26 protein-coding genes are annotated in these 26,503 nt (G+C 63.3%); 19 read left to right on the forward strand and 7 right to left on the reverse strand.

Translation table 11 applies throughout. From position 1 onward, the window contains the following. Positions 1–4 precede the first annotated feature (4 nt). The 5 genes from carB (at position 5) to fcl (ending at position 7,463) form a co-directional block, all read left to right on the forward strand. The gene (carB, locus tag K0P03_RS12790; RefSeq protein WP_272789787.1) at positions 5–3,487 is read left to right on the forward strand and encodes a carbamoyl-phosphate synthase large subunit; all 3,483 of its coding nucleotides are present in this window, start codon (positions 5–7) and stop codon (positions 3,485–3,487) included. 312 nt (positions 3,488–3,799) lie between these two features. Continuing rightward, positions 3,800–4,276 carry a transcription elongation factor GreA gene (greA, locus tag K0P03_RS12795; RefSeq protein WP_024271251.1) on the forward strand — a complete coding sequence of 159 codons (477 nt, stop codon included), beginning with the start codon at positions 3,800–3,802 and terminating at the stop codon, positions 4,274–4,276. Between the two features lie 16 nt (positions 4,277–4,292). Next, positions 4,293–5,369 carry a glycosyltransferase family 10 domain-containing protein gene (locus tag K0P03_RS12800; protein WP_272789788.1) on the forward strand — a complete coding sequence of 359 codons (1,077 nt, stop codon included), beginning with the start codon at positions 4,293–4,295 and terminating at the stop codon, positions 5,367–5,369. An 87-nt stretch (positions 5,370–5,456) separates the two neighbouring features. Beyond that, complete coding sequence (gene gmd, locus K0P03_RS12805; RefSeq protein WP_272789789.1) at positions 5,457–6,527, forward strand: GDP-mannose 4,6-dehydratase; 1,071 nt, start codon at positions 5,457–5,459, stop codon at positions 6,525–6,527. Continuing rightward, a complete protein-coding gene (gene fcl / locus K0P03_RS12810; protein WP_272789790.1) occupies positions 6,528–7,463 on the forward strand; it encodes a GDP-L-fucose synthase in 936 nt (311 codons plus the stop codon). 37 nt (positions 7,464–7,500) lie between these two features. On the opposite strand, the gene K0P03_RS12815 is transcribed toward fcl, so the two are convergent. Beyond that, positions 7,501–8,232, reverse strand: a complete 732-nt coding sequence (locus K0P03_RS12815; RefSeq protein WP_272789791.1) for a hypothetical protein — start codon at positions 8,230–8,232, stop codon at positions 7,501–7,503. Between the two features lie 114 nt (positions 8,233–8,346). On the opposite strand from K0P03_RS12815, the gene K0P03_RS12820 reads away from it, so the two are divergent. Both K0P03_RS12820 and K0P03_RS12825 read left to right on the forward strand, forming a co-directional pair. Next, positions 8,347–10,581 (forward strand): glycosyltransferase, encoded by a 2,235-nt coding sequence (locus K0P03_RS12820; RefSeq protein ID WP_272789792.1) that lies wholly within the window; start codon positions 8,347–8,349, stop codon positions 10,579–10,581. 1 nt (position 10,582) lies between these two features. Beyond that, a complete protein-coding gene (locus K0P03_RS12825; protein WP_272789793.1) occupies positions 10,583–11,566 on the forward strand; it encodes a mitochondrial fission ELM1 family protein in 984 nt (327 codons plus the stop codon). Here the strand turns inward: K0P03_RS12825 and K0P03_RS12830 are convergent. Then, positions 11,538–12,005, reverse strand: coding sequence for an Lrp/AsnC family transcriptional regulator (locus tag K0P03_RS12830; protein WP_272789794.1), 468 nt, complete (start codon positions 12,003–12,005; stop codon positions 11,538–11,540). The two genes, K0P03_RS12825 and K0P03_RS12830, sit on opposite strands and share 29 nt — an antisense overlap. 253 nt (positions 12,006–12,258) lie before the next feature. On the opposite strand from K0P03_RS12830, the gene trxB reads away from it, so the two are divergent. The 7 genes from trxB (at position 12,259) to K0P03_RS12865 (ending at position 18,916) form a co-directional block, all read left to right on the forward strand. After that, the gene (trxB, locus tag K0P03_RS12835) at positions 12,259–13,233 is read left to right on the forward strand and encodes a thioredoxin-disulfide reductase (RefSeq protein WP_023515044.1); all 975 of its coding nucleotides are present in this window, start codon (positions 12,259–12,261) and stop codon (positions 13,231–13,233) included. A gap of 112 nt (positions 13,234–13,345) precedes the next feature. After that, complete coding sequence (locus tag K0P03_RS12840) at positions 13,346–14,242, forward strand: LysR family transcriptional regulator VtlR (RefSeq protein ID WP_023515043.1); 897 nt, start codon at positions 13,346–13,348, stop codon at positions 14,240–14,242. 676 nt (positions 14,243–14,918) lie between these two features. Beyond that, positions 14,919–16,397, forward strand: a complete 1,479-nt coding sequence (locus K0P03_RS12845) for an NCS1 family nucleobase:cation symporter-1 (RefSeq protein WP_272789795.1) — start codon at positions 14,919–14,921, stop codon at positions 16,395–16,397. After that, on the forward strand, positions 16,394–16,855 hold the full coding sequence (locus K0P03_RS12850) for a nucleoside deaminase (protein WP_272789796.1): 462 nt from the start codon (positions 16,394–16,396) through the stop codon (positions 16,853–16,855). The genes K0P03_RS12845 and K0P03_RS12850 overlap by 4 nt, the downstream gene beginning before the upstream one ends. Before the next feature lie 94 nt (positions 16,856–16,949). After that, positions 16,950–17,225 carry a hypothetical protein gene (locus K0P03_RS12855; RefSeq protein WP_272789797.1) on the forward strand — a complete coding sequence of 92 codons (276 nt, stop codon included), beginning with the start codon at positions 16,950–16,952 and terminating at the stop codon, positions 17,223–17,225. A gap of 226 nt (positions 17,226–17,451) precedes the next feature. Next, on the forward strand, positions 17,452–17,757 hold the full coding sequence (locus tag K0P03_RS12860; RefSeq protein WP_130517378.1) for an ArsR/SmtB family transcription factor: 306 nt from the start codon (positions 17,452–17,454) through the stop codon (positions 17,755–17,757). Positions 17,758–17,794: 37 nt separating this feature from the next. Further along, positions 17,795–18,916: an alkene reductase gene (locus K0P03_RS12865; protein ID WP_272789798.1), complete on the forward strand. Its 1,122-nt coding sequence runs from the start codon at positions 17,795–17,797 to the stop codon at positions 18,914–18,916. Between the two features lie 203 nt (positions 18,917–19,119). Here K0P03_RS12865 and K0P03_RS12870 read toward each other — a convergent pair whose 3' ends face one another. Both K0P03_RS12870 and K0P03_RS12875 read right to left on the reverse strand, forming a co-directional pair. After that, positions 19,120–19,365 (reverse strand): hypothetical protein, encoded by a 246-nt coding sequence (locus K0P03_RS12870; protein ID WP_272789799.1) that lies wholly within the window; start codon positions 19,363–19,365, stop codon positions 19,120–19,122. A 120-nt stretch (positions 19,366–19,485) separates the two neighbouring features. Next, positions 19,486–20,688, reverse strand: coding sequence for a pyridoxal phosphate-dependent aminotransferase (locus tag K0P03_RS12875; protein WP_272789800.1), 1,203 nt, complete (start codon positions 20,686–20,688; stop codon positions 19,486–19,488). Positions 20,689–21,012: 324 nt separating this feature from the next. Between K0P03_RS12875 and K0P03_RS12880 the strand changes: the two genes are divergently transcribed. The 5 genes from K0P03_RS12880 (at position 21,013) to K0P03_RS12900 (ending at position 24,803) form a co-directional block, all read left to right on the forward strand. Beyond that, a complete protein-coding gene (locus tag K0P03_RS12880; RefSeq protein ID WP_272789801.1) occupies positions 21,013–21,921 on the forward strand; it encodes an EAL domain-containing protein in 909 nt (302 codons plus the stop codon). A gap of 173 nt (positions 21,922–22,094) precedes the next feature. After that, positions 22,095–22,295 (forward strand): hypothetical protein, encoded by a 201-nt coding sequence (locus tag K0P03_RS12885; RefSeq protein WP_023517239.1) that lies wholly within the window; start codon positions 22,095–22,097, stop codon positions 22,293–22,295. Positions 22,296–22,369: 74 nt separating this feature from the next. After that, positions 22,370–23,539, forward strand: coding sequence for a PQQ-dependent sugar dehydrogenase (locus K0P03_RS12890; protein ID WP_024271247.1), 1,170 nt, complete (start codon positions 22,370–22,372; stop codon positions 23,537–23,539). Positions 23,540–23,991: 452 nt separating this feature from the next. Then, positions 23,992–24,207 (forward strand): cold-shock protein, encoded by a 216-nt coding sequence (locus tag K0P03_RS12895; RefSeq protein ID WP_023515606.1) that lies wholly within the window; start codon positions 23,992–23,994, stop codon positions 24,205–24,207. A 134-nt stretch (positions 24,208–24,341) separates the two neighbouring features. Continuing rightward, positions 24,342–24,803 (forward strand): BA14K family protein, encoded by a 462-nt coding sequence (locus K0P03_RS12900; RefSeq protein ID WP_023515605.1) that lies wholly within the window; start codon positions 24,342–24,344, stop codon positions 24,801–24,803. A 58-nt stretch (positions 24,804–24,861) separates the two neighbouring features. Here K0P03_RS12900 and K0P03_RS12905 read toward each other — a convergent pair whose 3' ends face one another. The 3 genes from K0P03_RS12905 to K0P03_RS12915 all read right to left on the reverse strand — a co-directional run bounded on the left by K0P03_RS12905 (position 24,862) and on the right by K0P03_RS12915 (position 26,417). Further along, positions 24,862–25,503: an MBL fold metallo-hydrolase gene (locus K0P03_RS12905; RefSeq protein ID WP_023515604.1), complete on the reverse strand. Its 642-nt coding sequence runs from the start codon at positions 25,501–25,503 to the stop codon at positions 24,862–24,864. A 153-nt stretch (positions 25,504–25,656) separates the two neighbouring features. Further along, positions 25,657–25,821 (reverse strand): hypothetical protein, encoded by a 165-nt coding sequence (locus K0P03_RS12910; RefSeq protein ID WP_156334096.1) that lies wholly within the window; start codon positions 25,819–25,821, stop codon positions 25,657–25,659. Between the two features lie 137 nt (positions 25,822–25,958). After that, positions 25,959–26,417, reverse strand: a complete 459-nt coding sequence (locus tag K0P03_RS12915; RefSeq protein ID WP_024271246.1) for an Lrp/AsnC family transcriptional regulator — start codon at positions 26,415–26,417, stop codon at positions 25,959–25,961. Between the last annotated feature and the right edge of the window lie 86 nt (positions 26,418–26,503).

Raw genomic sequence — 26,503 nt, forward strand, 5'->3', positions numbered from 1 at the left:
AGAGATGCCCAAGCGCCAAGATTTGAAATCGATCCTCATCATCGGCGCGGGGCCGATCGTCATCGGTCAGGCCTGCGAATTCGACTATTCCGGCACCCAGGCCTGCAAGGCGCTGAAGGAGGAAGGCTACCGCGTCATCCTCGTCAACTCCAATCCGGCGACGATCATGACCGACCCGGGTCTTGCCGACGCCACCTATGTCGAGCCGATCACCCCCGAGGTCGTCGCCAAGATCATCGCCAAGGAGCGTCCGGACGCGCTTCTGCCGACGATGGGCGGCCAGACGGCGCTCAACACCGCCCTCTCGCTCAAGCGCATGGGCGTGCTCGACCGCTATAATGTGGAGATGATCGGCGCCAAGCCCGCCGCCATCGACATGGCCGAGGACCGGGCCCTCTTCCGCGAAGCCATGGCCCGCATCGGCCTCGAAACCCCGCGCTCGCTGCTCGCCAACGCCACCGAGATCAAGGATCAGGACCGCAAGGTCCACGAGGCCGAGCGCGCCAAGCTGAAAGCCGAGCTTTCCGGCGACGCCCTCGACAAGGCGCTGGACGAGCTGGAGAACCAATGGAACCTCGGCGAGACCGACCGCAAGCAGCGCTACATGAGCCACGCCATGGCGATCGGCGCGCAGGCGCTCGACGTCATCGGCCTGCCCGCCATCATCCGCCCGTCCTTCACGCTCGGCGGCACCGGCGGCGGCATCGCCTACAACCGCTCGGAATTCTTCGAGATCGTCAATTCCGGCCTCGACGCCTCGCCGACGACGGAAGTGCTGATCGAAGAGTCCGTCCTCGGCTGGAAGGAATATGAGATGGAGGTCGTCCGCGACAAGGCGGACAACTGCATCATCATCTGCTCCATCGAGAACATCGACCCGATGGGCGTGCATACGGGCGATTCGATTACGGTCGCCCCTGCCCTGACCCTGACGGACAAGGAATACCAGATCATGCGCAACGCCTCGATCGCGGTGCTGCGCGAGATCGGGGTGGAGACCGGCGGCTCGAACGTGCAGTTCGCCGTCAACCCGGCCAATGGCCGCCTCGTCGTCATCGAGATGAACCCGCGCGTCTCGCGCTCTTCCGCCCTGGCATCGAAGGCGACCGGCTTCCCGATCGCGAAAATCGCCGCAAAGCTCGCCATCGGCTACACGCTGGACGAACTGGAGAACGACATCACCGGCGGCGCGACCCCGGCCTCGTTCGAGCCGTCGATCGACTACGTGGTGACGAAGATCCCGCGTTTCGCCTTCGAGAAATTCCCCGGCGCCGAGCCGACGCTGACGACCGCGATGAAGTCGGTCGGTGAAGTCATGGCGATCGGCCGCACCTTCGCCGAATCGCTGCAGAAGGCGCTGCGCGGCCTCGAAACCGGCCTCACCGGCCTCGACGAGATCGAGATCCCCGGCCTTGGCGACGGCAACGACAAGAACGCCATCCGCGCAGCCATCTCCACGCCGACGCCGGACCGCCTGCGCATGGTGGCCCAGGCGCTGCGTCTCGGTCTGACGCTGGAAGAGGTGCACGAAGGCTCGAAGATCGACCCGTGGTTCCTCGAACAGTTCAAGGCCATCGTCGACATGGAGACCCGCATCCGAGAGCACGGCCTGCCTGAGGACGCCGAGAACCTGCGCATGCTCAAAGCCATGGGCTTCTCCGACGCGCGCCTCGCCACACTCTCCGGCAAGCGCCCGAAGGAAGTCGCGGAGCTGCGCAACGGCCTCAATGTGCGCCCGGTCTTCAAGCGCATCGACACCTGCGCAGCCGAATTCGCCTCGCCCACCGCCTACATGTACTCGACCTACGAGACGCCGTTCGCAGGCGCGACGCGCTCGGAGGCCGGCATTTCGGATCGCAAGAAGGTCGTTATCCTCGGCGGCGGCCCGAACCGCATCGGCCAGGGCATCGAGTTCGACTATTGCTGCTGCCACGCCGCCTTCGCGCTGAAGGATGCCGGCTATGAAGCGATCATGGTCAACTGCAACCCGGAAACCGTCTCGACCGACTACGACACGTCCGATCGCCTCTATTTCGAGCCGCTGACGGCCGAAGACGTCATCGAGATCCTCAAGGCCGAGCAGACCAACGGCGAAGTCGTCGGCGTCATCGTGCAATTCGGCGGCCAGACGCCGCTGAAACTTGCCGAGGCCCTGGAAAAGAACGGCATCCCGATCCTCGGCACCGCGCCTGACATGATCGACCTTGCCGAGGACCGCGACCGCTTCCAGAAGCTGCTGCAGAAGCTGGACCTCACCCAGCCGAACAACGGCATCGCCTATTCCGTCGAACAGGCGCGCCTGATCGCCGGCGAGATCGGTTTCCCGCTGGTCGTGCGCCCGTCCTACGTGCTCGGCGGCCGCGCCATGCAGATCATCCATTCGGAATCGATGCTGCAGACCTACCTGCTCGACACGGTTCCGGAACTGGTGCCGGAGGACATCAAGCAGCGCTATCCGAACGACAAGACCGGCCAGATCAACACGCTGCTCGGCAAGAACCCGCTGCTCTTCGACAGCTACCTGTCGAACGCCGTGGAAGTGGATGTGGACGCGCTCTGCGACGGCAAGGACGTCTTCGTCTCTGGCATCATGGAGCATATCGAGGAAGCCGGCATCCATTCGGGCGACTCGGCCTGCTCGCTGCCGGTGCACACGCTCTCCAACGAGATCGTCGACGAGCTGGAGCGCCAGACGAAGGCGCTGGCCAAGGCGCTGAATGTCGGCGGTCTGATGAACGTGCAATACGCCATCAAGGACGGCACAATCTACGTTCTCGAAGTGAACCCGCGTGCCTCGCGCACCGTGCCCTTCGTCGCCAAGACCATCGGCGCACCGATCGCCAAGATCGCTGCCCGCGTCATGGCCGGCGAAACGCTCGACGCCGCCATCGCCGCCTATGGCGAGAAGCCGGATCCGCGCAACCTGAAGCACATCGCCGTCAAGGAAGCCGTCTTCCCCTTCGCCCGCTTCCCGGGCGTCGATACGCTGCTCGGCCCGGAAATGCGCTCGACCGGCGAGGTCATCGGCCTCGACACGGATTTCGCGCTGGCCTTCGCCAAGTCCCAGCTCGGCGCCGGCGTCGACCTGCCGCGTGAAGGCACGGTCTTCGTATCGGTGCGGGACGGCGACAAGGAGCGCGTGCTCGGCACCGTGCGCCTTCTGACGGAGATCGGCTTCAAGGTGATGGCGACCTCGGGCACCGCCCGCTTCCTCGCCGAAAACGGCATCGAGGCGGTCAAGGTCAACAAGGTGCAGGAAGGCCGTCCGCATGTCGAAGACGCCATCCGCAACCGCCAGGTCCAGCTCGTCATCAACACGACGGACAGCAACAAGGCGATCTCAGATTCGAAGTCGCTGCGCCGCGCCGCGCTGATGCAGAAGGTGCCCTACTACACCACCATGGCCGGCGCCGACGCCGCCGCCAAGGCGATCAAGGCCCTGAAGCAGGGCCAGCTGGAAGTACGGCCGCTTCAGGCCTATTTCTGAGAAAGACCCTTCTCCACAGGATCGCAAAAGCCGGGCGCCCGTCGCCCGGCTTTTGTTTTCCGCCTGTCCTCCCTATCTCGGGCCCACACGTCATCCGAGAGATCGACGACACACCTGCAACGGATGTTTGCTCGACCAATTGTGGGCGGAGGCCGGCCTGCGGCGAAAAAACTGGCTTTCGGACGACTCAATCTGTTATAAGGGTCGTTCAATTGCTTTCGACGGTTCCGGAGAATCTTCTCTGGAGACCGTTTTCTTTTTGCGTTCGCGCAGGCGATAGCTTGGGCGGCGCGGGCTGAAGGACAAGATAAAATGGTTGAAAAGGTACCGATGACTCAGGGCGGTTTCGTCAAGCTGCAGGAAGAACTGCGCTGGCGTCAGCAGGAAGAGCGTCCGCGAATCATCGAGGCGATTGCCGAGGCACGCGCCCATGGCGACCTGTCGGAAAATGCCGAGTACCACGCTGCCAAGGAAGCCCAGAGCCACAATGAAGGCCGCATCACGGAGCTTGAAGACTTCGTCGCGCGCGCCGAGGTGATCGACCTCTCCAAGATGTCCGGCTCCAAGATCAAGTTCGGCGCCAAGGTGAAGCTTGTCGACGAGGACACCGAGGAAGAGAAGGTTTACCAGATCGTCGGCGACCAGGAGGCCGACGTGAAGCAGGGCCGCATCTCCATCTCCTCGCCGATCGCCCGTGCGCTGATCGGCAAGGAAGTCGGCGATTCGATCGAGGTGAACGCGCCGGGTGGCTCCAAGGCCTACGAGATCCTCGCCGTCACCTGGGGGTGATGGACAAGGGAGCCCCATGCTTTCCACAGGCAAGAACGGCACCGGCCCGACGGTGGTCAAGGTCATGGACCGGGTCAACCGGACCCATGGCATAAGTCCCCTCGCCCGGCAGGTGCCGTCCGGTTTCTCCGCATCGCGCGGCCTCGTCTTCACCTTCGATCCCGAGGCGCGCGACTACGACTGGCTGGCGGTCTACGAGAACCTGCCGTCGGCCGGCAACGAGCGTCGCTCGATGCGGGTGGAAGATCTCGCCTGCGCACCCGAAAACACCATCCTCTTCACCACCGAGCCGTCGGGCATCAAGATCTACGGCCGCGCTTTCACGCGGCAGTTCGGCCATGTGGTAACAAGCCAGGAACCCTTTGCGCTCCGCCATCCCGGCCGCATCTGGAGCCAGGCGGGCCTGCGCTGGTTCTATGGCGAAGGCAGCCGTCATCTGGTGACCGCCGACGAGATTGCCGGCCATTTTCCGGAAAAGACCAAGGTCATCGGCACGGTCTGCTCGACCAAGCGGCAGGGTCATACGCTGCACCGGCTGCGTTATGATTTCACGCAGGCCATGGCCGCCCGCATGCCCGATCTCGACGTCTTCGGCCGCGGCCATAAGCCGGTCGACGACAAGGCGGAATCGATCGATCCCTACAAGTACCACATCGCCATCGAGAACCACCTCGCCCCGCACCATTTCACGGAAAAGCTGGCCGACCCCTTTCTGGGCCTGTCGCTGCCGTTCTATTTCGGTGCACCGAACGCCGCCGACTATTTTCCGGCCGAGAGCTTCATCGCCATCGACATCCGCAAGCCGGACGAGGCCTGGCGCATCATGCGCGAGGCGATCGACAACAACGAATATGAAAAGCGGCTGCCCGCCATCCGCGAAGCGCGGCGGCGTGTGCTGGAAGACCACAACCTCGTCGCACTGATCGCCGATGTGGTGGAGAAGAACGGCACCCGTCCGAAGGGCGAAGGCAAGGCCGTACTGAAAAGCCAGCGGGCCGCGCGGCAGGGTCATCCGTTGCTGACGGCCGGCGATTTCGTCTTCCGCGAGGCGCTGCACCTGAAAAATCGCATTGCCGGGCTGCTGGCACGCTAGAGTATCTTCCAGCATTTCCGGACGCATAGCCGCTAGACGCTTTTGCCGGAATTGCTTCAAAACCCGCATTCATCCTGGAGAACAGACGTGTCCAAGAAACCGGTGGCTTTGATAACGGGTGTGACGGGCCAGGACGGCGCCTATCTGGCGCAGCTGCTGCTCGACAAGGGCTACATCGTGCATGGCATCAAGCGGCGGTCCTCCTCGTTCAACACGGGCCGCATCGAGCACATCTACGAGGATCCGCACGAGCCGGACCCGCAGCTTTTCCTGCACTACGGCGACATGACGGACGCGACGAATCTCGTGCGCATCGTCCAGCAGACCCAGCCGGACGAGATCTACAACCTTGCCGCCCAGAGCCATGTGCAGGTGAGCTTCGAGACGCCGGAATATACCGCCAATGCCGACGCCATCGGCACGCTGCGCATGCTGGAAGCGATCCGCATCCTCGGCCTCGAGAAGAAGACGCGCTTCTACCAGGCGTCCACGTCGGAACTCTACGGCAAGGTGCAGGAGGTTCCCCAGAGCGAGACGACACCCTTCTATCCCCGCTCGCCCTATGCCGCGGCAAAGCTCTACGCCTATTGGATCGTCGTCAACTATCGCGAAGCCTACGGCATGCATGCCTCGAACGGTATCCTTTTCAACCATGAAAGCCCGCTGCGCGGCGAGACCTTCGTGACACGCAAGATCACCCGCGCCGTCGCCGCCATCACGCTCGGCCAGCAGGACCAGCTCTTCCTCGGCAATCTCGACGCCAAGCGCGACTGGGGGCATGCGAAGGAATATGTGCGCGGCATGTGGTTGATGCTGCAGCAGGCACAGGCCGACGATTATGTGCTGGCGACGGGCGAGACGACCACCGTGCGCCAGTTTGCCGAATGGTCCTTCGCCGAAGCCGGCATCGCCATCCGCTGGGAGGGCGTGGGCGTCGATGAGAAGGGTTATGATGCGGCGACGGGCAAGCAGCTCGTCTCCATCGACCCGCGCTACTTCCGCCCGACGGAAGTCGATCTCCTGCTCGGCGATCCCTCGAAGGCCGAGCGGGTGCTCGGCTGGCGTCATGAAACGGGCGCGCACGAGCTTGCCCGCGAAATGGTGCGGGAAGACCTGAAGCTCATGCAGAGAAACTATGCGGAAAAGGGCCGTCTCTGAATGTACGACCTTGCAGGAAAACGCGTCTTCGTCGCCGGTCATCGCGGCATGGTCGGCAGCGCCATCGCCAAGCGGCTGGCAGCGGAGAACTGCACGGTACTGACCGCGCCGCGCGACACGGTGGACCTCGAGCGGCAGGCGGATGTCGAGCGCTTCTTCGCGGCGGAGCGGCCGCAGGCGGTGGTGATGGCGGCGGCGAAGGTCGGCGGCATCCTTGCCAATGACCGCGAGCCCGTGGAGTTCCTCCAGCGCAATCTCGCGATGGAGATGAACGTCATCAAGTCGGCGCACGAGGCCGGGGTCGAGAAGCTGCTCTTCCTCGGCTCAAGCTGCATCTATCCGAAATTCGCCGCCCAGCCGATCACCGAGAGCGCACTTTTGACCGGCGCGCTGGAGCCGACCAACGAATGGTATGCCATCGCCAAGATCGCCGGCATAAAGCTCTGCCAGGCCTATATGAAGCAGCACGGCGCCCGCTTCATCTCGGCCATGCCAACCAATCTCTACGGCCCGAACGACAATTTCGACCTCAAGACCAGCCATGTGCTGCCGGCGCTGATCCGCAAGGCGCATGAGGCGAAATTGGCCGACCTGGACCATGTGACGATCTGGGGCACCGGATCGCCGCGCCGCGAGTTCCTGTTCAGCGAGGACTGCGCCGATGCGCTGGTCTTCCTGCTCAAGAATTACGAGGACTACGAACACGTCAATGTCGGTTCTGGCGAGGACATCGCCATTCTCGACCTCATGCGGCTCGTCGCCGAGGTCGTCGGCTTCAAGGGGCGGATCGAGACCGATCCCTCCAAACCGGATGGGACGCCGCGCAAGCTGATGTCGAACGCCAAGCTGGCGGCGATGGGTTGGAAGCCCGCCACGGAACTTCGCGACGGAATTGCCCGCGCCTACCGCTGGTACCTCGATACCCTCAAGCAATAGAAAGGCACGGCATCAGAAATCGGGAACGTCGTGCGTCTCAGCGCCAGTTCTCGTCGATCCAGCGCGTCGGCCGGACATGCTTGTAGGCCTTCTTCCACCAGGCCGAGACCGGCCATTGCCCGATCACGGCCTCGTCGGGATCGGGCTTGCCGGTGAAGGCAACGATGCGCGTGCCTGAGGGAAGCGGCACGTCCTTGAAGAAGTTCAGCGGCCAGCGCGGCAAGAGCGTGTGTTTGAAACTGACGCACCACCCGCCCGGCCAGTAGGTCATGTTTTCGGCGGCGGCGGAAACGTAGCGCTGCGAAATCGTGTGCTTGTTGACCTTGGCGTCGGGGTCGCGGATGAAGTCGTCATACACATGCGTGTTGGTGCCGACCGTCCAGCGGTAGACCGAAGTGTTGCCGATGCCCTGGCCGAGCTGCGTCCAGTTTTCCGCAATGCAGAATTTGCCGGGCGCATAATCGAAGAAATCGTCGAGCGGCCCGGTGATGACCACGTCGAGATCGACGAACAGCACGTCGCCCTCAAGGTCGGCCAGTGGCGCCTGCCACAGCGAAATCTTGCGCCACGGCTTCCAGGCGACGCGCTCGGGAATGGTGATCGGCGGCAGCGGGAAGACGGAGACCGCGGGATCGATGCCTTCGGCATCTTCCGTGAAGCAGACGAGCCGCGTCGGACGAACCGTATTGCGCTTGATCATGGACCACAGGCGGTTGACGTAATCCGCCGGATAGCGCGTGCCCCATTTCATGCATACGATCGTCTGCATCCGCATCATCTCCACTGGAACGCGCCGATTGCGCGCCGGCGCCTCCATAGACCATATCGGTCGGCGGTGATAGGAGTTCCGCGACCGCGCCGCATTTTCGAGCCCCAGCACCCCATGAACATTCTCATCCTCACGCAATGCTTTCCCCCTGTCGTCGGCGGGATCGAGAACATGATGGGCTCGATGGCGCTTGCCTTGCAGGAGGGCGGCCATGCCGTCACCGTGCTGGCCGACGGCAAGCCCGATGCTTCCGACAAGGAACGTCCCTACGGAATTGCCCGATTCTCCGGATGGAAACCGCTGCGGCGCTGGCGCAAGGCGCGGGATGCTGCGCGCCTCGTGCGCGCCGGCGCCTATGACCGGATTATCGCCGATACCTGGAAAAGCGTGGAAAACCTGGGTGTGGACACCGTTCCGGTCACCGTGCTCGCCCATGGCATGGAATTTCCTGCCGCCCCCACCCCGCGCAAGGCGCAGCGCATCCAGGCGGCGATGGCCAAGGCGAAGGACGTCATCGCCAATTCCAGCTTCACCGCCGGCCTTGCCGCGCCCTATGTGGCGGCTGGCCGGCTGCGCACCGTCACCCCCACCGTGCCGGCACAGGCTCCGGCCGATCCCGACCGGCTGGCGGCACTACGGACAGCCCATGGCGACGGACTGCAGGTCGTGACGCTCTGCCGGCTGGAGCCGCGCAAGGGCGTGGACCGGCTCATCGAGGCCGTCGCGGCGCTGCACCCGGCCTATCCCGGCCTGACCCTGCACGTCGCCGGCGACGGCGCGGACCGCGCCCGGCTCGAAGCCCTCGCCAGGGACGCCGGCATCGCCGGCGCCGTCATCTTCCACGGCCGCGTATCGGATACGGAAAAGGCGGCTCTTCTGGAACTCGCCGACGTCTTCGCCATGCCGGCGCGCCGCGAGGGCAATTCCGTCGAGGGATTCGGCCTCGTCTATCTGGAAGCCGCCTGGTACGGCGCCCCCGGCCTTGCCGGCCGCGAGGGTGGCGCGGCGGATGCCGTGATCGACGGCAAGACAGGCCTTCTGTGCGACGGCGCCGATACGGCATCCGTGACGGCAACGCTGGACAGGCTCCTCGGTGACCGCGACCTCCGGCTCCGGCTCGGCGAAAGCGCCCGTCGGCACGCCCGTGAGCAGACCTGGCAGTACAAGATCAGGGACTTCCTGACGCCTCCGCAGCAGGGCACGGCGGCCGCCGGACCGCGCATCCTCCAGCTCCTTCCCGCGCTTGGCGACGGTGGCGTGGAGCGCAGCGCCGTGGAGATGGCCGGCCATCTCGGCGAACTCGACCTGCCGAACTGGATCGCCAGCGCGGGCGGCCCGCTCGTCGCCGCGGCAGAAGCCGCAGGCGCCCGGCACGTCGCGCTGCCGGTCGGAAAGAAATCACTCTTTTCCGCTGTTTCCGCCGCACGGGCCGTCGCGCGGCTGGTCGATGCCGAGGGCATCGACATCATCCATGCCCGCAGCCGCGTACCGGCCTGGGTCGGTCTTCTCGCCTGCCGCCTGGCACGACGGCCGGTGCGTTTCCTGACGACCTTCCACGGTGTCTACAGCCACGGCAACGCCCTCAAGCGTTTCTACAACAGCGCCATGTTGCGCGTGCCTCTGGTCATCGCGAATTCGCAGTTCATCCGCGACCACATCGTCGCTGTCTACGGCTTCCCGCTAGAGCGCGTGATCGTCGCCCCGCGCGGCGTCGAGCCCGATCTCTTCGATCCGGCACGCATTCCGGCCGAAACACGCAGCGCCCTGCGCCGTGAACTCGGCGCCACGGAGCGTGGCCCGCTGGTGGTGATGGTCGGCCGCGTCACGCGGTGGAAGGGCCATGCCGTGCTGCTGGAGGCCGCCGCACGCCTCGACCGTCCCGACCTTCGCCTCGCCTTCGTCGGCGGCGGCTCGGAGGCACTCGTTGCCGAGCTTCAGCGCGACATGGCACGCCTCGGCCTCGACGGCCGCGTCACCTTCACCGGCAGCCGACGGGATATCCCCGCCGTCCTCGCCGCCGCAGATCTCGCGGTCTCGGCTTCGACCGACCCGGAAGCCTTCGGCCGTGCCGCGATCGAGGCGCAGGCGATGGGCACGCCCGTCATCGCGACCGATCACGGCGGCAGCCGGGAGACGGTTCTGCCCGGCAGGACCGGCTGGCTGGTGCCGCCCGGCGACGTCGCAGCGCTTGCCGCCGCGCTGGGCGAGGCGCTTGCCGATCCGGATCGCCTGAAAACGATGGGTGCGAACGGCCGGGCACATGTGCTTGCCAACTTCACCACCCGGCAGATGCTCGAAAAGGAATATTCCGCCTATGAGCGGCTGATGGCGGTGGAGCCGCGGCGCTGACATGGCGAAGAGCGCCCCTCCCGTCGTCTGGGTCCTGACGGACGGCAAGGCCGGCGACGAACAGCCGCTGATCGGCCTCGCTGAGGCCATGGAGACGGAACCTCTCCTGCGGCGGGTGGCACCGCGGCGTGCCTATACCTGGCTGATGCCCTGGGGACCGATCGACCCGAAGGATGCACCGGCCAAGGCCGGCTCGCCGCTCGCTCCGCCCTTTCCGGATATCTGCCTTGCCACGGGCCGGCGGGCGGTGCCCTATCTGCGCCGGCTGAAGGCGCTTTCTCCTTCGACCTTCTGTGTGCTCTTCAAGGATCCCCGGACCCGGCGGCATGGCGCGGACCTGCTCATCGTGCAGCGGCACGACGCGCCGCGCGGCAGCAATATCCTCGTGGTCACCACCGCCCCCAACAGGCTTCTGCCGGAGCGGCTGGCAGAGGCGCATGCCGCCTTTGCGGACATCCTCGCCCCCCTGCCCGTGCCACGGATCGCGGTGCTCGTCGGCGGCAACGGCCGGCATCATCGTTTCACCGACGCCGATATCAACCGCTTCCTTCGTGGCCTTCATGCAAAACTGGAAGACGGCTGTGGACTGATGATAACCACTTCGCGTCGCACGCCAGCCCCGCTCGCCAAGGCCTTGGCGGGACTCGGCAATCGCCCCGGCGTGCATCTCTGGGACGGAACGGGGAAAAACCCGCTGCTCGCCTATCTCGCCTGGGCCGACGAGATCGTCGTCACGGCCGATTCGACCAACATGATCGGGGAAGCAGCCGCGCTCGGCGTGCCCGTACAACTCTTATACCCGTCCGGCGGCCATCCGAAGATCGACAGCCTGATCGCCGCGTTGTCGCAGGAAACCGTCATCGGCCGGTTTCCGGAGGCGCCCGCCCACGGCCGTGGCAACCCGGTCAATTCGACATCGGGGCTGGCGGAAGAGATCCTGAAACGGTGGAGACTGTCTAAAGCTCGACCAACCCGACCTTCTTGACCTGGCGGATCGTCAGCATGGTGCGCACGGTATCGACCTGCGCATTGGCGGTCAGTTCCTCGATGACGAAGTCCTGGAAGCGCGTGAGGTTTTCGGCAACGCAGTGCAGAAGGAAATCGCTGTCGCCGGAGACCATCCAGGCCTGGCGTACCATCGGCCATTCGCCGGTGGCGGCCGCAAAGGCCTTGAGATTCGCCTCCGACTGGTGCCTGAGCCCGACCATGCAGAAGGCGACAAGATCATAACCGAGCGCGGGAGCATTCAGCATCGCAGTGTAACCCTCGATGATGCCCGCCTCCTCCAGCTTGCGCACGCGGCGTAGACAGGGCGGCGCGGAGATGCCGGCACGGGCGGCAAGCTCCACATTGGTCATCCGGCCATCGGCCTGAAGCTCCTTCAGGATACGGATGTCGATGGCGTCGAGTTCTGCACGAAACATGGGAATTATTGAAACCTTTCAGGGAGGCGACCGGAAGTGATCCGAATCGCCGTATCAGCGCAACATTGTTACCGCAAACGGCACAAATATGTCACGCGCCTTCGCTTGTCTGTTGGCAAAGCCCCGCATGCTCTTGAAACTCATGGCGCTCCCTTCATAAATGAAGGTCGAACAACGACACGCCGGCCGGACCCGAGCGCGCCATTCGCGCGGGGAATGGCCCATTGGGGTTAAAACCCCGGAAGGAACGACCATGTCCACCCGCCACGTCAAGGTACTGATCATCGGCTCCGGCCCCGCCGGCTACACCGCCGCCATCTATACCGCCCGCGCCATGCTGGAGCCGGTGCTGATCGCCGGCATGGAACAGGGTGGCCAGCTGATGATCACCACGGATGTGGAAAACTATCCGGGTTATGCCGATCCGGTACAGGGTCCGTGGATGATGGAGCAGATGCTCAAGCAGGCCCAGCATGTCGGCGCCGAGATCGTCAACGACCTCGTCACGAACGTCGATCTCGACGTGCGCCCCTTCCGCATCTCCACCGACAGCGGTACCGAATGGACCGCCGACGCGCTGATCATCGCAACGGGCGCCAAGGCCAAGTGGCTCGGCATCGATACCGAACACAAGTTCATGGGTTTCGGCGTCTCGGCCTGCGCCACCTGCGACGGGTTCTTCTATCGCAACAAGGACGTCATCGTGGTCGGCGGCGGCAATTCGGCCGTGGAGGAAGCGCTCTATCTCTCCAACCTCGCCAAGACCGTGACGGTCGTGCACCGCCGCGACAGTTTCCGCGCGGAAAAGATTCTCCAGGAGCGGCTGTTCGCCAAGGAGAACGTCAAGATCGTCTGGGACCACGAGGTCGTCGAATATCTCGGCGCCGATCCGAAGCCGCCGATGCCCGCTTCCGTCAACGGCGTGAAGCTGCGCAACGTCAAGACCGGCGAAACGCGCGACATGGTGACGGACGGCGTGTTCGTGGCGATCGGCCACGCGCCGGCGGTCGAGCTCTTCAAGGGCAAGCTGCGCCAGAAGCCGAACGGCTATCTGTGGACGGCGTCCGATTCCACGGCGACGGACGTGCCGGGCGTTTTTGCCGCAGGCGACGTCACCGACGACATCTATCGCCAGGCGGTTACGGCTGCCGGCATGGGTTGCATGGCAGCCCTCGAAACCGAAAAATACCTTGCAGGTCATATGCCTGTCGCAATTGCGGCCGAGTAGAAGCCGCCAACAAAGGGCGGCGGGATAACCCGACCGCCCGCGTGGGAACAGTTGAATCAGCGACCGGGCGGGAAGCACGCGCTCCCCGCCACAAAGACATATGGGGGATAGAATGCCACTCGATTGGGACAAGCTGCGGATTTTCCACGCCGCGGCCGAGGCCGGCTCGTTTACGCACGCCGCAGACAAGCTGCACCTTTCTCAATCGGCCATCAGCCGTCAGGTGAGCGCGCTGGAGCAGGATGTCGGCATCAAGCTCTTCCACCGCCACGCCCGCGGCCTTATCCTCACCGAGCAGGGCGAGATCCTCTATCGCACCGCGCACGACGTGCTGATGAAGCTCGAAAGCGTGCGCGTACAGCTGACGGAAAACACGGAAAAGCCAAGCGGCAAGCTGCGCATCACCACCACGGTCGGCCTCGGCCAGGGATGGCTGACCGACAAGGTGCAGGAGTTCCTCGCGCTTTATCCCGACATGCAGGTGCAGCTCATCCTCGACAATGAGGAGCTGGACGTGAACATGCGCCATGCCGACTGCGCCATCCGCCTTCGCGAACCGCAGCAGTCCGACCTCATCCGGCGCCGGCTCTTCACCGTGCACATGCACATCTACGCCGCTCCTTCCTACATCAACCGCTATGGCGAACCGCAGTCGATCGACGATCTCGACAACCACAAGATCATCACCTTCGGCGAGCCCGCGCCCAGCTACCTGCTCGACGTCAACTGGCTGGAGATCGCCGGCCGCGATTCCGACAATCCCCGCCCGTCCATCCTGCAGATCAACAGCCAGACCTCGATCAAGCGCGCCTGCCTGCTCGGCATCGGGGTCGCGATGCTGCCGGACTATATTGTCGGGCGCGATCCGGGCCTCATACAGTTGCCGGTCAGCGCCGACATCCCGTCCTTCGACACTTACTTCTGCTATCCGAGCGAGATGAAGAACTCCGCAAAGCTCAAGGTTTTCAGGGATTTCATCGTCGCGAAGGCACGCAACTGGAACTTCTGAGCGAACGGATTTGCAAGGCCTGCGCCACCTGCATGGCTGGCATGCACATTAAATGATTGATGTATGCCCACAAAACCATCATATCGCACGCAGCTGATGCACTTTGGTGGCTTTTTCCTCCCAGTGCCACCGCACCAGCTGTTCCCCTCTGGAGGTTTTATTACCTTCAAAACTATAAAGGGCCCAAGTTGATCTTGCGGCCCTCTTTTTTTGCCTTCCGATAAGAGACAGCCCGCTGTTCCGGGCAGGACCGCACGCGTCTCCATGCACAGACGCCAGTGACCCGACGGCTCGAAGCAATCGTATCGAGCAGAGCAGGCCCGCCCAAGCCGTCAAAGGGCCCCTGAGCCCTCCCGACATTCCGACGATTACAAAATCTCGCTGCCCCTACCGGCGCCGGTAATTGCGCTGGCTGCGCGCTTAAAAATAGCATGCAATCTTGATTCTGATTGTGTGCGATTATTGCAATCATGTTTTCCCTTTTCGTTGGAAAACTTTCCATCACCCGCAATGAAAGCAATGCTAGACATGGAAGCGGCGCCAAAGGAGCTGGCGCCGCCAATGGTTTTTTTCCGTATATTCCTGGAATATCCTCATGTATTTCCAGATTAAATGGCAGACTTTGGCGAATATACGACAAATCCCAACCGGATTAATCAGAATTCCGGAGGGTAAAATGAGTCCGGAGGAGACAATCGTGGATTCTACACCATCATCTTCAACACATCGCTTGGGGTCTTCGCCCTTGCCGGTCAGCGATAATCTATTCAATGAAGACATCGCCCCAATAAAAGAGCAGACATGGGGTGTATACAATCTATCCGCAATGTGGATGTCGAACGTCCATAGTGTGGCAGGGTATGTATTTGCAGCAAGCCTCTTCACCCTTGGCCTTGGTGGCTTTCAGGTTTTCGCGGCGCTCATCACCGGCATCCTGCTGATCTACGTCTTTACCAACCTCGCCGGCCGCGCCGGCCAGAAATACGGCATCGCCTTTGCAGCATTCTGCCGCCCCGCATTCGGCGTCTTCGGCGCCAACATACCGAGCATGATCAAGGCATCGACAGCGACATGCTGGTACGGCATCCAGACCTGGGTTGCATCGACCGCGCTGGTCGTGGTCACGCTGCGGCTGGCCCCCGGTGCCGCCGTGCTCAACAACGATTCCATTCTCGGAATGACCACGCTGGGATGGATCTGCTTCCTCGTCATGTGGTTCTCGCAGCTCGCCGTCTTCTACTACGGCTGGGAAGCCATCCGTAAGTTCACGGACTGGGCCGGCCCCGCGATCTACCTCGTGATGTTCGCCATGGCCGGCTGGGTCGTCTGGAAGGCAGGCGGACTGGAACATATCGACTTCAATCTCGGCTCGGAGAGCCTGAGCGGTGGGGATGCTCTCTCGGCCTGGCTGACCGCCGTCGCCCTGACGGTTGCCTGGTTTGCCGGCACCACGCTGAACTTTGCCGATTTCTCGCGCTTCATGAAATCGCGCGAGGCGATGAACCGCGCCAACTTCCTCGGCCTGCCGATCAATTTTGCCCTCTTCGCCCTCGTCACCGTCGTCACGACATCAGGCGCGCTGAAGGTTTTCGGCGAGCTCATCACCGACCCCGTTCACCTGGTCGCCCGGCTCGACAGCGTGACCGCGATCGTGCTCGGCGCCCTCACCTTCATGACCGCAACCATCGCGACAAACATCGTGGCGAACTTCGTCTCGGCCGCCATGGACCTGACGAACCTTGCACCGAAATACCTGACCTTCCGGCGTGCAGGCGTTCTCGCCTCACTCATCTCCGTCATGGTCATGCCGTGGAAGCTCTACGCCAACGCGGTCATGGTGCAGTACACGCTCGGCACGCTCGGCGCGTTTATCGGCCCGATCTTCGGCATCATCATCTGCGACTACTTCATCATCCGCAAACAATCCATCGACCTGGACAGCCTCTATACGGAAGATCCACGCGGCAAGTACTGGTACCGGAACGGCTTCAATCCGAATGCCATCCTTGCCCTGGTGCTCGCCGGCATCTTCGCCCTCTCGATCTCCCAGCTCGCCCTCTTCGCGAGCGTGGCCGCCTACTCCTGGTTCTTCGGTGCCTTTGCCGGCGGCATTCTCCACTATGCCTTCTCCGGCCGGAAGGAGCGGACGGCGTGAGCGACGATCCCCATTCCACCCATCGACTGTGGATGGAGGCGGCCCTTGCGGAGGCGCGCGACGGTGTCGCTTCCGGCGGTATGCCCTTCGGTTCGGTCCTGGTCGTCGACGGACAGATCGTTGCAAGGGGCCACAACCGACAGATCCAGGACCGCAGGTTCCTGGCTCACGCGGAAATGGTCTGCCTGGAGAGCTTTCTCGCCGGCCATGACGGCCCGCTGGACAATGCGACGCTCGTTGCCACCGAGGCGCCCTGCCCGATGTGCGCCGGAGCGGCGATCGTGGCCGGCGTCTCCCGGATCGTGGTTGGTGAAGCACACCATTATCCGGGCGCGTGCGACTGGCTTGCGACACAGGACGTCGAACTCACCGTGCTGAACGAGCCCGGCTGCATCGATCTCGTCTCGGACTTCAAGGCTCAACATCCGGATCGCTGGAACCGGTTCAGCGCAGGCTGAGGCTTCCCATCACCCGGCGCCGGATATCCCGGCGCCGGGTGACAGTTTTCTCCAGGCGCGCTTCGGCACCAGGGATGAGAAATCACCCGCGCCTTTGGCTGGCGCCCCGCAAGAACAGCGCGGCGCCTTGCGGTATTTCGGCACGCCTGCCGTCCTGTCCCGCCAAGCGATCACCACATATTCAAGCAAGGCGTGCTGCGCCGTCGGCATTCCGTGCGGCGGCACCCGGGAAACATCTGTTTCGTTTTGGGCTTTTATTGCCCGCAAAGCGCTGCGCTTTCCACCTGACCTTGCAGCCTTCTCTCTTGCCTTCGGGCAGGCGAAACAGATTTTCAACCCTTGTGAAAAACTTGGGATGTGCTTCTCTTGAAGAACCCCGGTCCCTCCCCCATATTCAGCTTAGCCAACGCACTTGCGGTCTTTCTCCTCCCAGTGCCGCGCGTTGGCTGTTCCCCTCTGGAGGTTTTATACCTTCACACCTGCAGGGCCCAAGCTTCGCTTGCGGCCCTCTTTTTTTGCCGTGGCCTCTTGTATCGAACATTCGCGAACCCAATATCGAATATACTCGATATAGACATCGCTGGACTACGATAGATATGACCCCGCTCGACACCGACGAAATCCTCAAGGCTCTCGCGCATCCCAAGCGGCTGGAGATCCTTGCCTGGCTGAAGGAGCCGCAGACCCATTTTTCCGGCCAGGAGCATCCGCTGGAGTTTGGCGTCTGCGCCGGCCAGATCGAAAGGCGCTGCGACCTTTCGCAGTCCACCGTCTCCGCCCATCTTGCCACCCTGCAGCGCGCCGGCCTCGTGACGACGCGCAAGGTCGGCCAATGGGTGTTCTTCAAACGCGACGAAGACAAGATCGCGGCCTTTCTCCACCACATCAACGGCTCGCTTTGAGCATCTGCCCTCCCCCAAGCCAGAAGAAGGACTACCCATGACTTCGCTCTTCGACCCTCTCAAGATCGGTGACATCCAGCTTGCCAACCGCATCGTCATGGCGCCGCTGACGCGCAACCGTTCGCCGGGCGCTGTGCCGAACACGCTGAACGCCGCCTATTACGAGCAGCGCGCCAGCGCCGGCCTGCTGATCACCGAAGCGACCGCCATCAGCCACCAGGGCCAGGGCTACGCCGACGTGCCGGGCCTCTACAAGGCCGAGGCGCTGGACGGCTGGAAGCAGGTCACCGACGGCGTGCACAAGGCGGGCGGCAAGATCGTCGTGCAGATGTGGCATGTCGGCCGCATCTCCCATGACACGCTCCAGCCGAACGGCGGCAAGCCGGTTGCCCCTTCGGCGATCCGTGCCAAGTCGAAGACCTACCTCATCAATGCCGACGGCAGCGGGAGTTTCGCCGAAACCTCAGAGCCCCGCGCGCTGGAGAAGGCCGAGCTTCCCGGCATCGTCGAGGACTACCGCCGCGCCGCCCGTGCCGCGATCGATGCCGGCTTCGACGGCGTCGAGATCCACGCCGCCAACGGGTACCTGATCGACCAGTTCCTGCGCTCGGGCAGCAACGCCCGCACGGACGAGTATGGCGGCTCGATCGAAAACCGCGCGCGCCTGCTTTTCGAGGTCGTCGATACGATCACCAAGGAGATCGGCGCCGGTCGCACCGCGATCCGCATCTCGCCGGTGACCCCCGCCAACGACGCCTTCGACCCGGACCCGCAGCCGCTCTTCACCTATGTGGTCGAAGGTCTCGCCAAGTATGATCTGGCCTACATCCATATCATCGAAGGCGCGACGGGCGGCTCGCGTGACCACCAGCAGGGCGACACGCCCTTCGATTACGCGGCACTGCGCGCCGCCTACAAGGCCGCCGGCGGCAAGGCGGCCTGGATGGTCAACAACGGCTACAACCGCGAACTCGCCATCGATGCCGTCGAAAGCGGCAAGGCCGACCTCGTCGCCTTCGGCAAGCTGTTCATCGCCAACCCGGACCTCGTCGAGCGGCTGAAGGACGAGGCCGCGCTGAATGCCCCGGACCAGGGCACCTTCTACGGCGGCGGCGCCAAGGGCTACACGGACTATCCGTCCCTCGACAACGTCGCGTGACACCCTTGCATCGGAGCGTTGCGCAATCCAGCGCTCCGATGCCTCCTCCCCGAGGGAGGACAGAAACGCCCGCGGTCTCCTCCCCGCGGGCGTTTTCTTTTACATGGCGATAGGCGCAAGGACATTCCCGGAACAATCCGGTTCACGGCACAGGCTGTTGGCTCGCTCCTCCGGCTGCAGCCCCCCGAACCGGGAAAGGCCCGTTACGGCCGGTCGTATTCGCGGGTCAGGCCTTTGTAGTACTCGCCGGGATCATAGCGCAGGGTGCGGGACTTGCCCGGATTGTTGAAGAAATAATCGTAGAACGACATGTATTGCGCCCGCTCGCTGACGACGATGCTGCCGCGCGGCGCCCGCTCGTCGCCATTCTTGTAACCGTCCGCGGCCATGGCGGGCGCGGCAACGGCAAGGGTCGCCAGGGCGGCAACGGCGAATGACTTCATGTTCATGGTCCTGCTCCGGGATTCGCTTTTCCCCAATATCGGCACCGAGAGTGGAAATTTCATGGGGGCGGCAACAAAAAACCCGCCGTCGCCGGCGGGTTTTGCATCACATTGCAAAGAGCCGTGTTACTTGCAGGCTGCGCAGAAGCGCTGGATGCGCTTGCAGGCTTCCTCGAGCTGGGCCTCGGACGTTGCATAGGAGATGCGGAAGTTCGGGCCGAGGCCGAAGGCCGAGCCATGCACGACGGCGACGCCTTCTGATTCCAGCAGTTCCGAAACGAAGTCCTCGTCCGTCTCGATGACCTTGCCCGACGGCGCGGTCTTGCCGATCAGCCCCTTGCAGGACGGATAGACATAGAAAGCGCCTTCCGGCGACGGGCACTCGATGCCCCTGGCCTGGTTGAGCATGGAGACGACGAGGTCGCGGCGGCCTTCGAAGATCTTCTTGTTTTCCGGAATGAAGTCCTGCGTGCCGTTCAGCGCCTCGACGGCGGCCCACTGGGCGACCGAGCAGGCGCCCGAGGTCTGCTGGCCCTGGATCATGTCCATCGCCTTGATGAGGGCGAGCGGGCCGGCCGCATAGCCGATACGCCAGCCGGTCATCGCATAGGCCTTGGAAACGCCGTTCATCGTCAGCGTGCGATCGTAGAGGCCGGGCTCGACCTCGACCGGCGTCGCGAACTTGAAGTCGCCATAGGTCAGGTGCTCGTACATGTCGTCCGTCAGCACCCAGACATGCGGGTGGCGCATCAGGACGTCCGTCAGCGCCTTCAGCTCGTCATGGCTGTAGGCGGCGCCGGACGGGTTGGACGGGGAGTTGAAGATGAACCACTTGGTCTTCGGCGTGATCGCCTTCTCCAGGTCTTCCGCCTTCAGCTTGAACTTGTTTTCCTGCGTCGTCGCGACGAAGACCGGCGTGCCGCCGCACAGCGACACCATTTCCGGATAGGACACCCAGTAAGGTGTCGGGATAACGACTTCATCGCCCGGATTCATCGTCGCCATGAAGGCGTTGAAAAGAATCTGCTTTCCGCCCGTGCCGACGATCGTCTGCGCGGCGGTGTAGTCGAGGCCGTTCTCACGCTTGAATTTCTTGACGATCGCTTCGCGCAGTTCCGGGATACCGGCAACGGGCGTGTACTTCGTCTCGCCGCGGTTGATCGCGTCGATGGCGGCTTTCTTGATATTGTCAGGCGTGTCGAAATCCGGTTCGCCAGCACCAAGCCCGATGACGTCACGGCCTTTCGCTTTCAGTTCACGCGCTTTCTGGGAAACGGCGATGGTGGCGGAAGGCTTCACACGGGAAAGGGCGTCGGCAAGAAAGGCCATGATGGAGATGTCCTCATCGGGTTCAAAGACGGCTTGACGCCATGGACCCGGAGCGCCGGGCTCCATAGCGGTTAGGTCTATGTCGAATGTGGGCGGGTCTTGCAAGCGCGAAGGACGAAAAAAGCGGGAAATGCAGGCTATACCGAAAAAATTCATGAGCCCCATCAGCGAACGGAATGGATCGCCGCCCTTGCAAAAACGAGCCACACCAATTGGTTGAGGCAAGCTGCAACATCGAAGATTTTTACGCGAAGGATTAAACCGGCATTAACGGGTGCTCTCTATAATCGCGCCGTCGGGACGTTCCAGCGGATGGTGCGCTGCATGAGCGAAAGAAGCATCTTCTCCAATCTCGTCCGGCAGCCGGGCGGCGCCTTCGGCGCAGCCTACGGCCCCTTCTTCCTGCAATCCGCCCTTCAACCGATCTTTTCCGAGCGCGCGGACGGCCGACCGCAGATCGCCGCACTCAAGGGATTGATCCGCGCCAGCGCGGGCGACATGCCCTGCTCCCCGGCAGAATTCTTCGAACGCGTTCCGGAAGACGAACGCATGGCGGTGGACGGCCTTTGCCGCAGCCTGCACATCCTCAATACCGGTGCGCTCGGCCGGCGCGAGGCCGCGCTCATCATCAATTTCCAGGCCGGGCTCTACACCACGCCTCAGGCCATCCGCCAGGAAGTGGAATGGCTGCGCCTTGCCGCGCACGAGGCAGGCCTGCCGCCGGCGCGCATCGCCTGCGAGATCCGCGAGCACCCGCGGGACGATCTCGACACGCTGGTTTCCTTCGCCGCACGCCTGCATGACAGCGGCTTTGCCATCGCCATCGACAACTACACCGGCGAGGACCACGACCTTGAGCGCCTGGAACGACTGAAGCCGCAATTCGTGACCTTCGATACCGCCTGGCTGCGCAGCTTCGTGGAAAACTCCGCCGGGCTCGCTTTGTTGCGCGTCGTCGTCGGCCAGTTCGCAGCGAAAGGTATACGCGCCATTGTCGGCGGCATCGAGGAACCGGAAATGATCGCGCTGTGCCGCGACATGGGCGGGCCGCTGATGCAGGGCTACCTGCTTGCCCGGCCGGAGACGGCTCCCACAAGCTTTAACATCACCTTCCCGGAAGGCGACGACGAGCCGGCACAGTCACCTGCCGCAACGCTTGCGGCAACAGGTTTCGCGCCCTTGGAAAACCGAGCCGCGCGACCGGTCCGCCAGTTCGGCCGCAGAGGTATGTAAGACGGCGCAGGCGCGCCGTCTATTCGGTCGAACGCACTGGAAATCCAGCTTTTTTACCCCGCCTTCTTTTCGCCACAATAAATGTCGGGCCTTGCCGCAATTCGGTCGTTCTCGCGCCGATTTCGGCGAGCTTTTTCGGTGCCAAGGCAAGCGAAGGACAGGAGGGGAAAACGATGTTTCTGGATGAAGACAAGGTCGGCAGGAAGCCGAAGGCACGCGAATCCCGCGCCATGTTCATGATCGCCATGACGGCGCTCGCCGCCTGCGTCGCCATGGTCGTCAGCCTGATGTCGCCACCCGCCGTCGCGCTCGACACGATCAAGACCTCCGGCATCGAAAAGACGACGTCTCACATCGAGCCCACGCAAAAGTGAGCCGCCCGCCCCGGCGCCGCTCTTGAAAGCCGCTCGCCTCTGGGCCAGTTAACGGCAGAAGACAGGAGACGGCGATGCGACAGGATATTCGGCCCTTGAAAGGCATATTGGCGGGCGCCGCCGCGATGCTCCTCCTGACCGCGACGCTTCTGGTCTCTCCCGCATCCGCCGAAACCCGCGAAATCCCCAGCAAGAAAGCCGCCCTGCTCGTCGAGACGCTGGCGACGGGGCTGAACCAGCCGTGGTCCGTCGAGGTCCTGCCCGATGGCGCCTATCTCGTTTCCGAAAAAGGCGGCACGCTCCGCCTGATCCGCGGCGGCAAGGTCTCCGCGCCCCTTCGCGGCGTGCCCGAAGTCTCCACCACCGGCCAGGGCGGCCTGCTCGACATTGCACTCGCCCCCGATTTTGCGACCAGCCGCATACTGTACCTGACCTACAGTGCCCGCGGCGACGGCGGTTCCGGCACGGCCGTGGCCAAGGCAAGGCTTGCCGCGGACGACACGGCGCTGGAGGACACGACCCGCATCTTCCTGATGAACCGCCTCACCTCGCGCGGCCAGCATTTCGGCTCGCGCATCGCCATCGCCAAGGACGGCAGCCTGTTCTTCGGCATCGGCGACCGGGGCGAAGGCCCGCGCGCGCAGGATCCGCGCGACCATGCCGGCGCCATCCTGCACATCAACCCGGACGGCAGCCCGCATGCCGACAATCCTTTCCTCGGCAGCGCCGAGGGGCTGGCGGAGATCTGGTCGAAGGGGCACCGCAATCCGCAGGGCCTCGTCATCGACCCGAAGGACGGCACGCTGCTGACCGTCGAGCACGGCGCACGCGGCGGCGACGAGATCAATGTGCCGCAGCCCGGCCACAACTACGGCTGGCCCCTCGTCTCCTTCGGCCGCCATTATTCCGGCGCGGAATTCGACCTCGGCTCGGCGGCGAAAGGCTATGAACAGCCACTCTATTATTGGGACCCGTCCATCGCACCCGGCGCCATCGCCGTCTATCACGGCGCCATGTTCCCGGAATGGGAGGGCAACCTGATCGTCGCCGCTCTCAAATATCAGCTCGTCAGCCGACTGGAGCGCGACGAAAGCGGCGCCGTCGTTTCGGAGGAGCGGATGTTCGACGGCGAATTCGGCCGTATCCGCGATGTCATCGTTGCACCAGACGGTGCGTTGCTGCTCTTGACGGACGATCCGAACGGCGCGCTGCTGCGCGTTTCCCGCTCGACCACGACGGATTGATACCACCCGGCCGACATGCCGCCGCACAACAAAGTATGATTGTCTTCCGTCTACAGCCCCTTCCTTCGGCAGCGCAATATAGATCGCACGAAGACTGCAAAGCCCCGTAAAACCTGCGGGTTTTTTCGGCAATCGCCCGGAATTTGACCAAAGTGAGGCGCGTCAAACACGCGCTAAAACTTTTGCTTGCCAATTTAACGCAAACGCATCACTCTTGCGCCGTTCGGGCAATTTGCGAACACGGGAAGACCTTGAATAAAAGCGCGCCGGAGACGCGAAATAATTCCGGGCAGCCAAGATCTGGACAGTCCACGAGACTAGCTGGCTGGCTGGCTGCGGTGAAAACAGGACCCTTTCCTCAACCTCGAGAACTGCCTGCCTAACGCCCCTCGGGGCAAAACTGATGTGCTGCCCGCCGCCAATATACGGGCAGAGAGAAAAGGACCTGACGTATGGCCGAGACTGGCATCGTAAAATTCTTCAACACCGAGAAGGGCTTTGGCTTTATCAAGCCCGACAACGGTGGTGCGGATATCTTCGTACACATTTCCGCTGTGCAGGCTTCCGGCCTGAACGGCCTTTCCGAAAACCAGAAGGTAAGCTTCGACACGGAACCCGATCGCCGCGGCAAAGGCCCGAAGGCGGTCAACCTGCAGATCGCCGGCTGAACCGGCGCCTTTCAGGATTTTCAGTTGAAGCCCGGCAGAGATGCCGGGTTTTTTTGTTCAGCCACGGTTCAGCCTCTTTCCTCTAGTTTCCTCGCCATCAGCCGGCGTTGGGCCGGAGCCTAGGGAAAGACGTCATGAACAAGTTCCTCAAGACCCTTGTGTTGTCCGCAGCCGTCGCCGCGACGACCCTCACCGCAACGGCCGGCGTCGTTGAAGCGCGTGACCGCAACCGCGATGGCTACTGGCGCGAAGGCGATACCTACGAATACCGCAAGCCGCGTCGCCACAACCGCGACCGCGACAATGGCCGCGATGCCGTCGTTGGCGGCGCGCTGGGTCTTGCCACCGGCCTCATCATCGGCGGCGCCATCGCCAACCAGCCGCGCTACGAAGAGCGCCGCGTCTATGTGGAACCGGACTACTATCCGGAACCCGAGCCGCGCGTGATCTACCGCCAGCCGGTCGTCGTGCCGAGCTACGAGCCCTGGACCCAGTCCTGGTACGACTACTGCGCACGGCGCTATCGCTCGTTCAACCCGAACAGCGGCACCTTCGTCGGCTATGATGGCCGCGAACACTTCTGCACCGCCGGCTGAAACCGGACCGGGCCGACATCGAGAGGCGGGCGCCAGGCGGCGCTCGCCTCTTTTGCGTTTACAGGCCGCGCAGGAACGGGTTCGTGCGCCGCTCCTCGCCGATCTTGCCGCCCGGCCCATGCCCGCAAAGGAATCCGACCTCGTCGCCAAGCGGGAATACCTTGTCGCGGATGGAATCCAAGAGCTGCTGATGGTTGCCGCCCGGCAGGTCCGTTCGGCCGATCGATCCCTGGAAGAGCACGTCGCCGAGATGGGCGAAGCCCTGACCGCGGTGGAAATAGATGACGTGCCCCGGCGCATGGCCGGGCGTGTGGTAGACTTCGAAGGTGTGGTCGCCGAAGGATACCGTATCGCCATCCTCTAGCCAGCGGTCGGGCAGCACATTGCTCACCTTCATCGGCACGCCGAACATCGAGGCCTGCGCTTCCAGCCGCTGCAACAGCGACAGGTCGTCCTTGTGCGGGCCGATGATGTCGATGCCGAGCGCCTCCTTCAGCTCCTTGGCGCCGCCAGCATGATCGATATGGCCATGCGTCAGCCAGATCGCCTTCACCGTGATGCCGTTCTCCTCCAGAGTCTTGAGGATCACCTCGACATCGCCGCCGGGATCGACGACGACGCCCTCCTTCGTCTCGCTGTCGAAGAGAATGGTGCAGTTCTGCTGGAAGGGGGTGACGGGAATGATGCCCGCCTGAAGCATGCCCATGGGGTCCTCGTTCAAAGTGCCGCGTTGCGCCTGATATAGCCATTACCGCGCCGCACGCAAAGGACGCTGCAAGACATCAGGTTTTTCGCATAAGCCCTTCAAGAGACTCCCGGATCGGGCAACAGGCGCCAAGAACCCTATGCCGGCTCAGCGCAGGCTGGCGATCTCCTGTGCCGGCCCGGTGGCCAGCGTCGGCGAGACGGTGGAGAAGAGCAGCGCCACGACGGCGATGTTGACGGCGGCATAGAGATAAACGACCGGGCGAAGGCGGCTCGCAACCGGGTTTTCCTGCTTCTGGGTGTTCGTCTGCATGGTCCTGTTTCCTGGCTGTCGGCCGCGTTCGGCTCTGTCTCATCCGTTGTGATCGGTTTCTACAACGGCGGCAGAGTCGAACCTGTTCCTGCGGGAACAGGGCAAGGCGAACGGCTGTTGCCCGTCCGCAACATCGCTCAGAGCGGCAGGGCCATCGTCTCCTTCAGCGTATCGAGCACGATGGCCGTCTTCACATGCGAAACGGATTCGTGCGGCAGCAGCACATCGTTGACGAAGGCCGACAGCGCCTTGAGGTTCGGCACGACGACCTTGATGATGTAGTCCATCTCCCCCGTCAGCGAGAAAGCCTCCAACACCTCCGGCAGATTGGAAATCAGCCGTGCGAACCGTACGGCATTGTCGCGATTGTGCGTCGAAAGCGTCACCGTAACGACGATGACGATGCCGAGATCGAGCTTTTCCCGGTCGAGTTCCGCCCGATAGGCGCGGATGATGCCCTCCTCCTCCAGCCGGATACGCCGGCGGGAACATTGCGAGGGGGAAAGATGGATGCGCTCGGACAGTTCGTTGTTGGTCAGGCGCGCGTCCTGCTGCAGATGCGCGAGCAGTTTACGGTCGAATTCGTCCAGTTGCACGGATTGCCCTCCAAACCTGTATTTTACGCACGAATATCGCGGAGAATTATCAAAACGCAAGCACTATGCACACACATTGCATGGAG

The organism is Shinella sp. HY16 (assembly GCF_028534175.1).
Taxonomy (GTDB): Bacteria; Pseudomonadota; Alphaproteobacteria; order Rhizobiales; family Rhizobiaceae; genus Shinella.

Coding starts and splice junctions, on each gene's coding strand:
- K0P03_RS12830 (WP_272789794.1), bottom strand. CDS start 12,005: ATGTTTCGTGCAGAACTCGACGCCATCGACATCCGTATCCTGAAGGAG.
- K0P03_RS12840 (WP_023515043.1), top strand. CDS start 13,346: ATGCCACTCGATTGGGACAAGCTGCGGATTTTCCACGCCGCGGCCGAG.
- K0P03_RS12910 (WP_156334096.1), bottom strand. CDS start 25,821: ATGCAGACGAACACCCAGAAGCAGGAAAACCCGGTTGCGAGCCGCCTT.
- K0P03_RS12880 (WP_272789801.1), top strand. CDS start 21,013: ATGAGCGAAAGAAGCATCTTCTCCAATCTCGTCCGGCAGCCGGGCGGC.
- K0P03_RS12860 (WP_130517378.1), top strand. CDS start 17,452: ATGACCCCGCTCGACACCGACGAAATCCTCAAGGCTCTCGCGCATCCC.
- K0P03_RS12875 (WP_272789800.1), bottom strand. CDS start 20,688: ATGGCCTTTCTTGCCGACGCCCTTTCCCGTGTGAAGCCTTCCGCCACC.
- K0P03_RS12870 (WP_272789799.1), bottom strand. CDS start 19,365: ATGAACATGAAGTCATTCGCCGTTGCCGCCCTGGCGACCCTTGCCGTT.
- K0P03_RS12900 (WP_023515605.1), top strand. CDS start 24,342: ATGAACAAGTTCCTCAAGACCCTTGTGTTGTCCGCAGCCGTCGCCGCG.
- fcl (WP_272789790.1), top strand. CDS start 6,528: ATGTACGACCTTGCAGGAAAACGCGTCTTCGTCGCCGGTCATCGCGGC.
- carB (WP_272789787.1), top strand. CDS start 5: ATGCCCAAGCGCCAAGATTTGAAATCGATCCTCATCATCGGCGCGGGG.
- K0P03_RS12800 (WP_272789788.1), top strand. CDS start 4,293: ATGCTTTCCACAGGCAAGAACGGCACCGGCCCGACGGTGGTCAAGGTC.
- K0P03_RS12890 (WP_024271247.1), top strand. CDS start 22,370: ATGCGACAGGATATTCGGCCCTTGAAAGGCATATTGGCGGGCGCCGCC.
- K0P03_RS12895 (WP_023515606.1), top strand. CDS start 23,992: ATGGCCGAGACTGGCATCGTAAAATTCTTCAACACCGAGAAGGGCTTT.
- K0P03_RS12825 (WP_272789793.1), top strand. CDS start 10,583: ATGGCGAAGAGCGCCCCTCCCGTCGTCTGGGTCCTGACGGACGGCAAG.
- K0P03_RS12865 (WP_272789798.1), top strand. CDS start 17,795: ATGACTTCGCTCTTCGACCCTCTCAAGATCGGTGACATCCAGCTTGCC.
- K0P03_RS12815 (WP_272789791.1), bottom strand. CDS start 8,232: ATGCAGACGATCGTATGCATGAAATGGGGCACGCGCTATCCGGCGGAT.
- K0P03_RS12885 (WP_023517239.1), top strand. CDS start 22,095: ATGTTTCTGGATGAAGACAAGGTCGGCAGGAAGCCGAAGGCACGCGAA.
- K0P03_RS12820 (WP_272789792.1), top strand. CDS start 8,347: ATGAACATTCTCATCCTCACGCAATGCTTTCCCCCTGTCGTCGGCGGG.
- K0P03_RS12845 (WP_272789795.1), top strand. CDS start 14,919: ATGAGTCCGGAGGAGACAATCGTGGATTCTACACCATCATCTTCAACA.
- greA (WP_024271251.1), top strand. CDS start 3,800: ATGGTTGAAAAGGTACCGATGACTCAGGGCGGTTTCGTCAAGCTGCAG.
- trxB (WP_023515044.1), top strand. CDS start 12,259: ATGTCCACCCGCCACGTCAAGGTACTGATCATCGGCTCCGGCCCCGCC.
- K0P03_RS12905 (WP_023515604.1), bottom strand. CDS start 25,503: ATGCTTCAGGCGGGCATCATTCCCGTCACCCCCTTCCAGCAGAACTGC.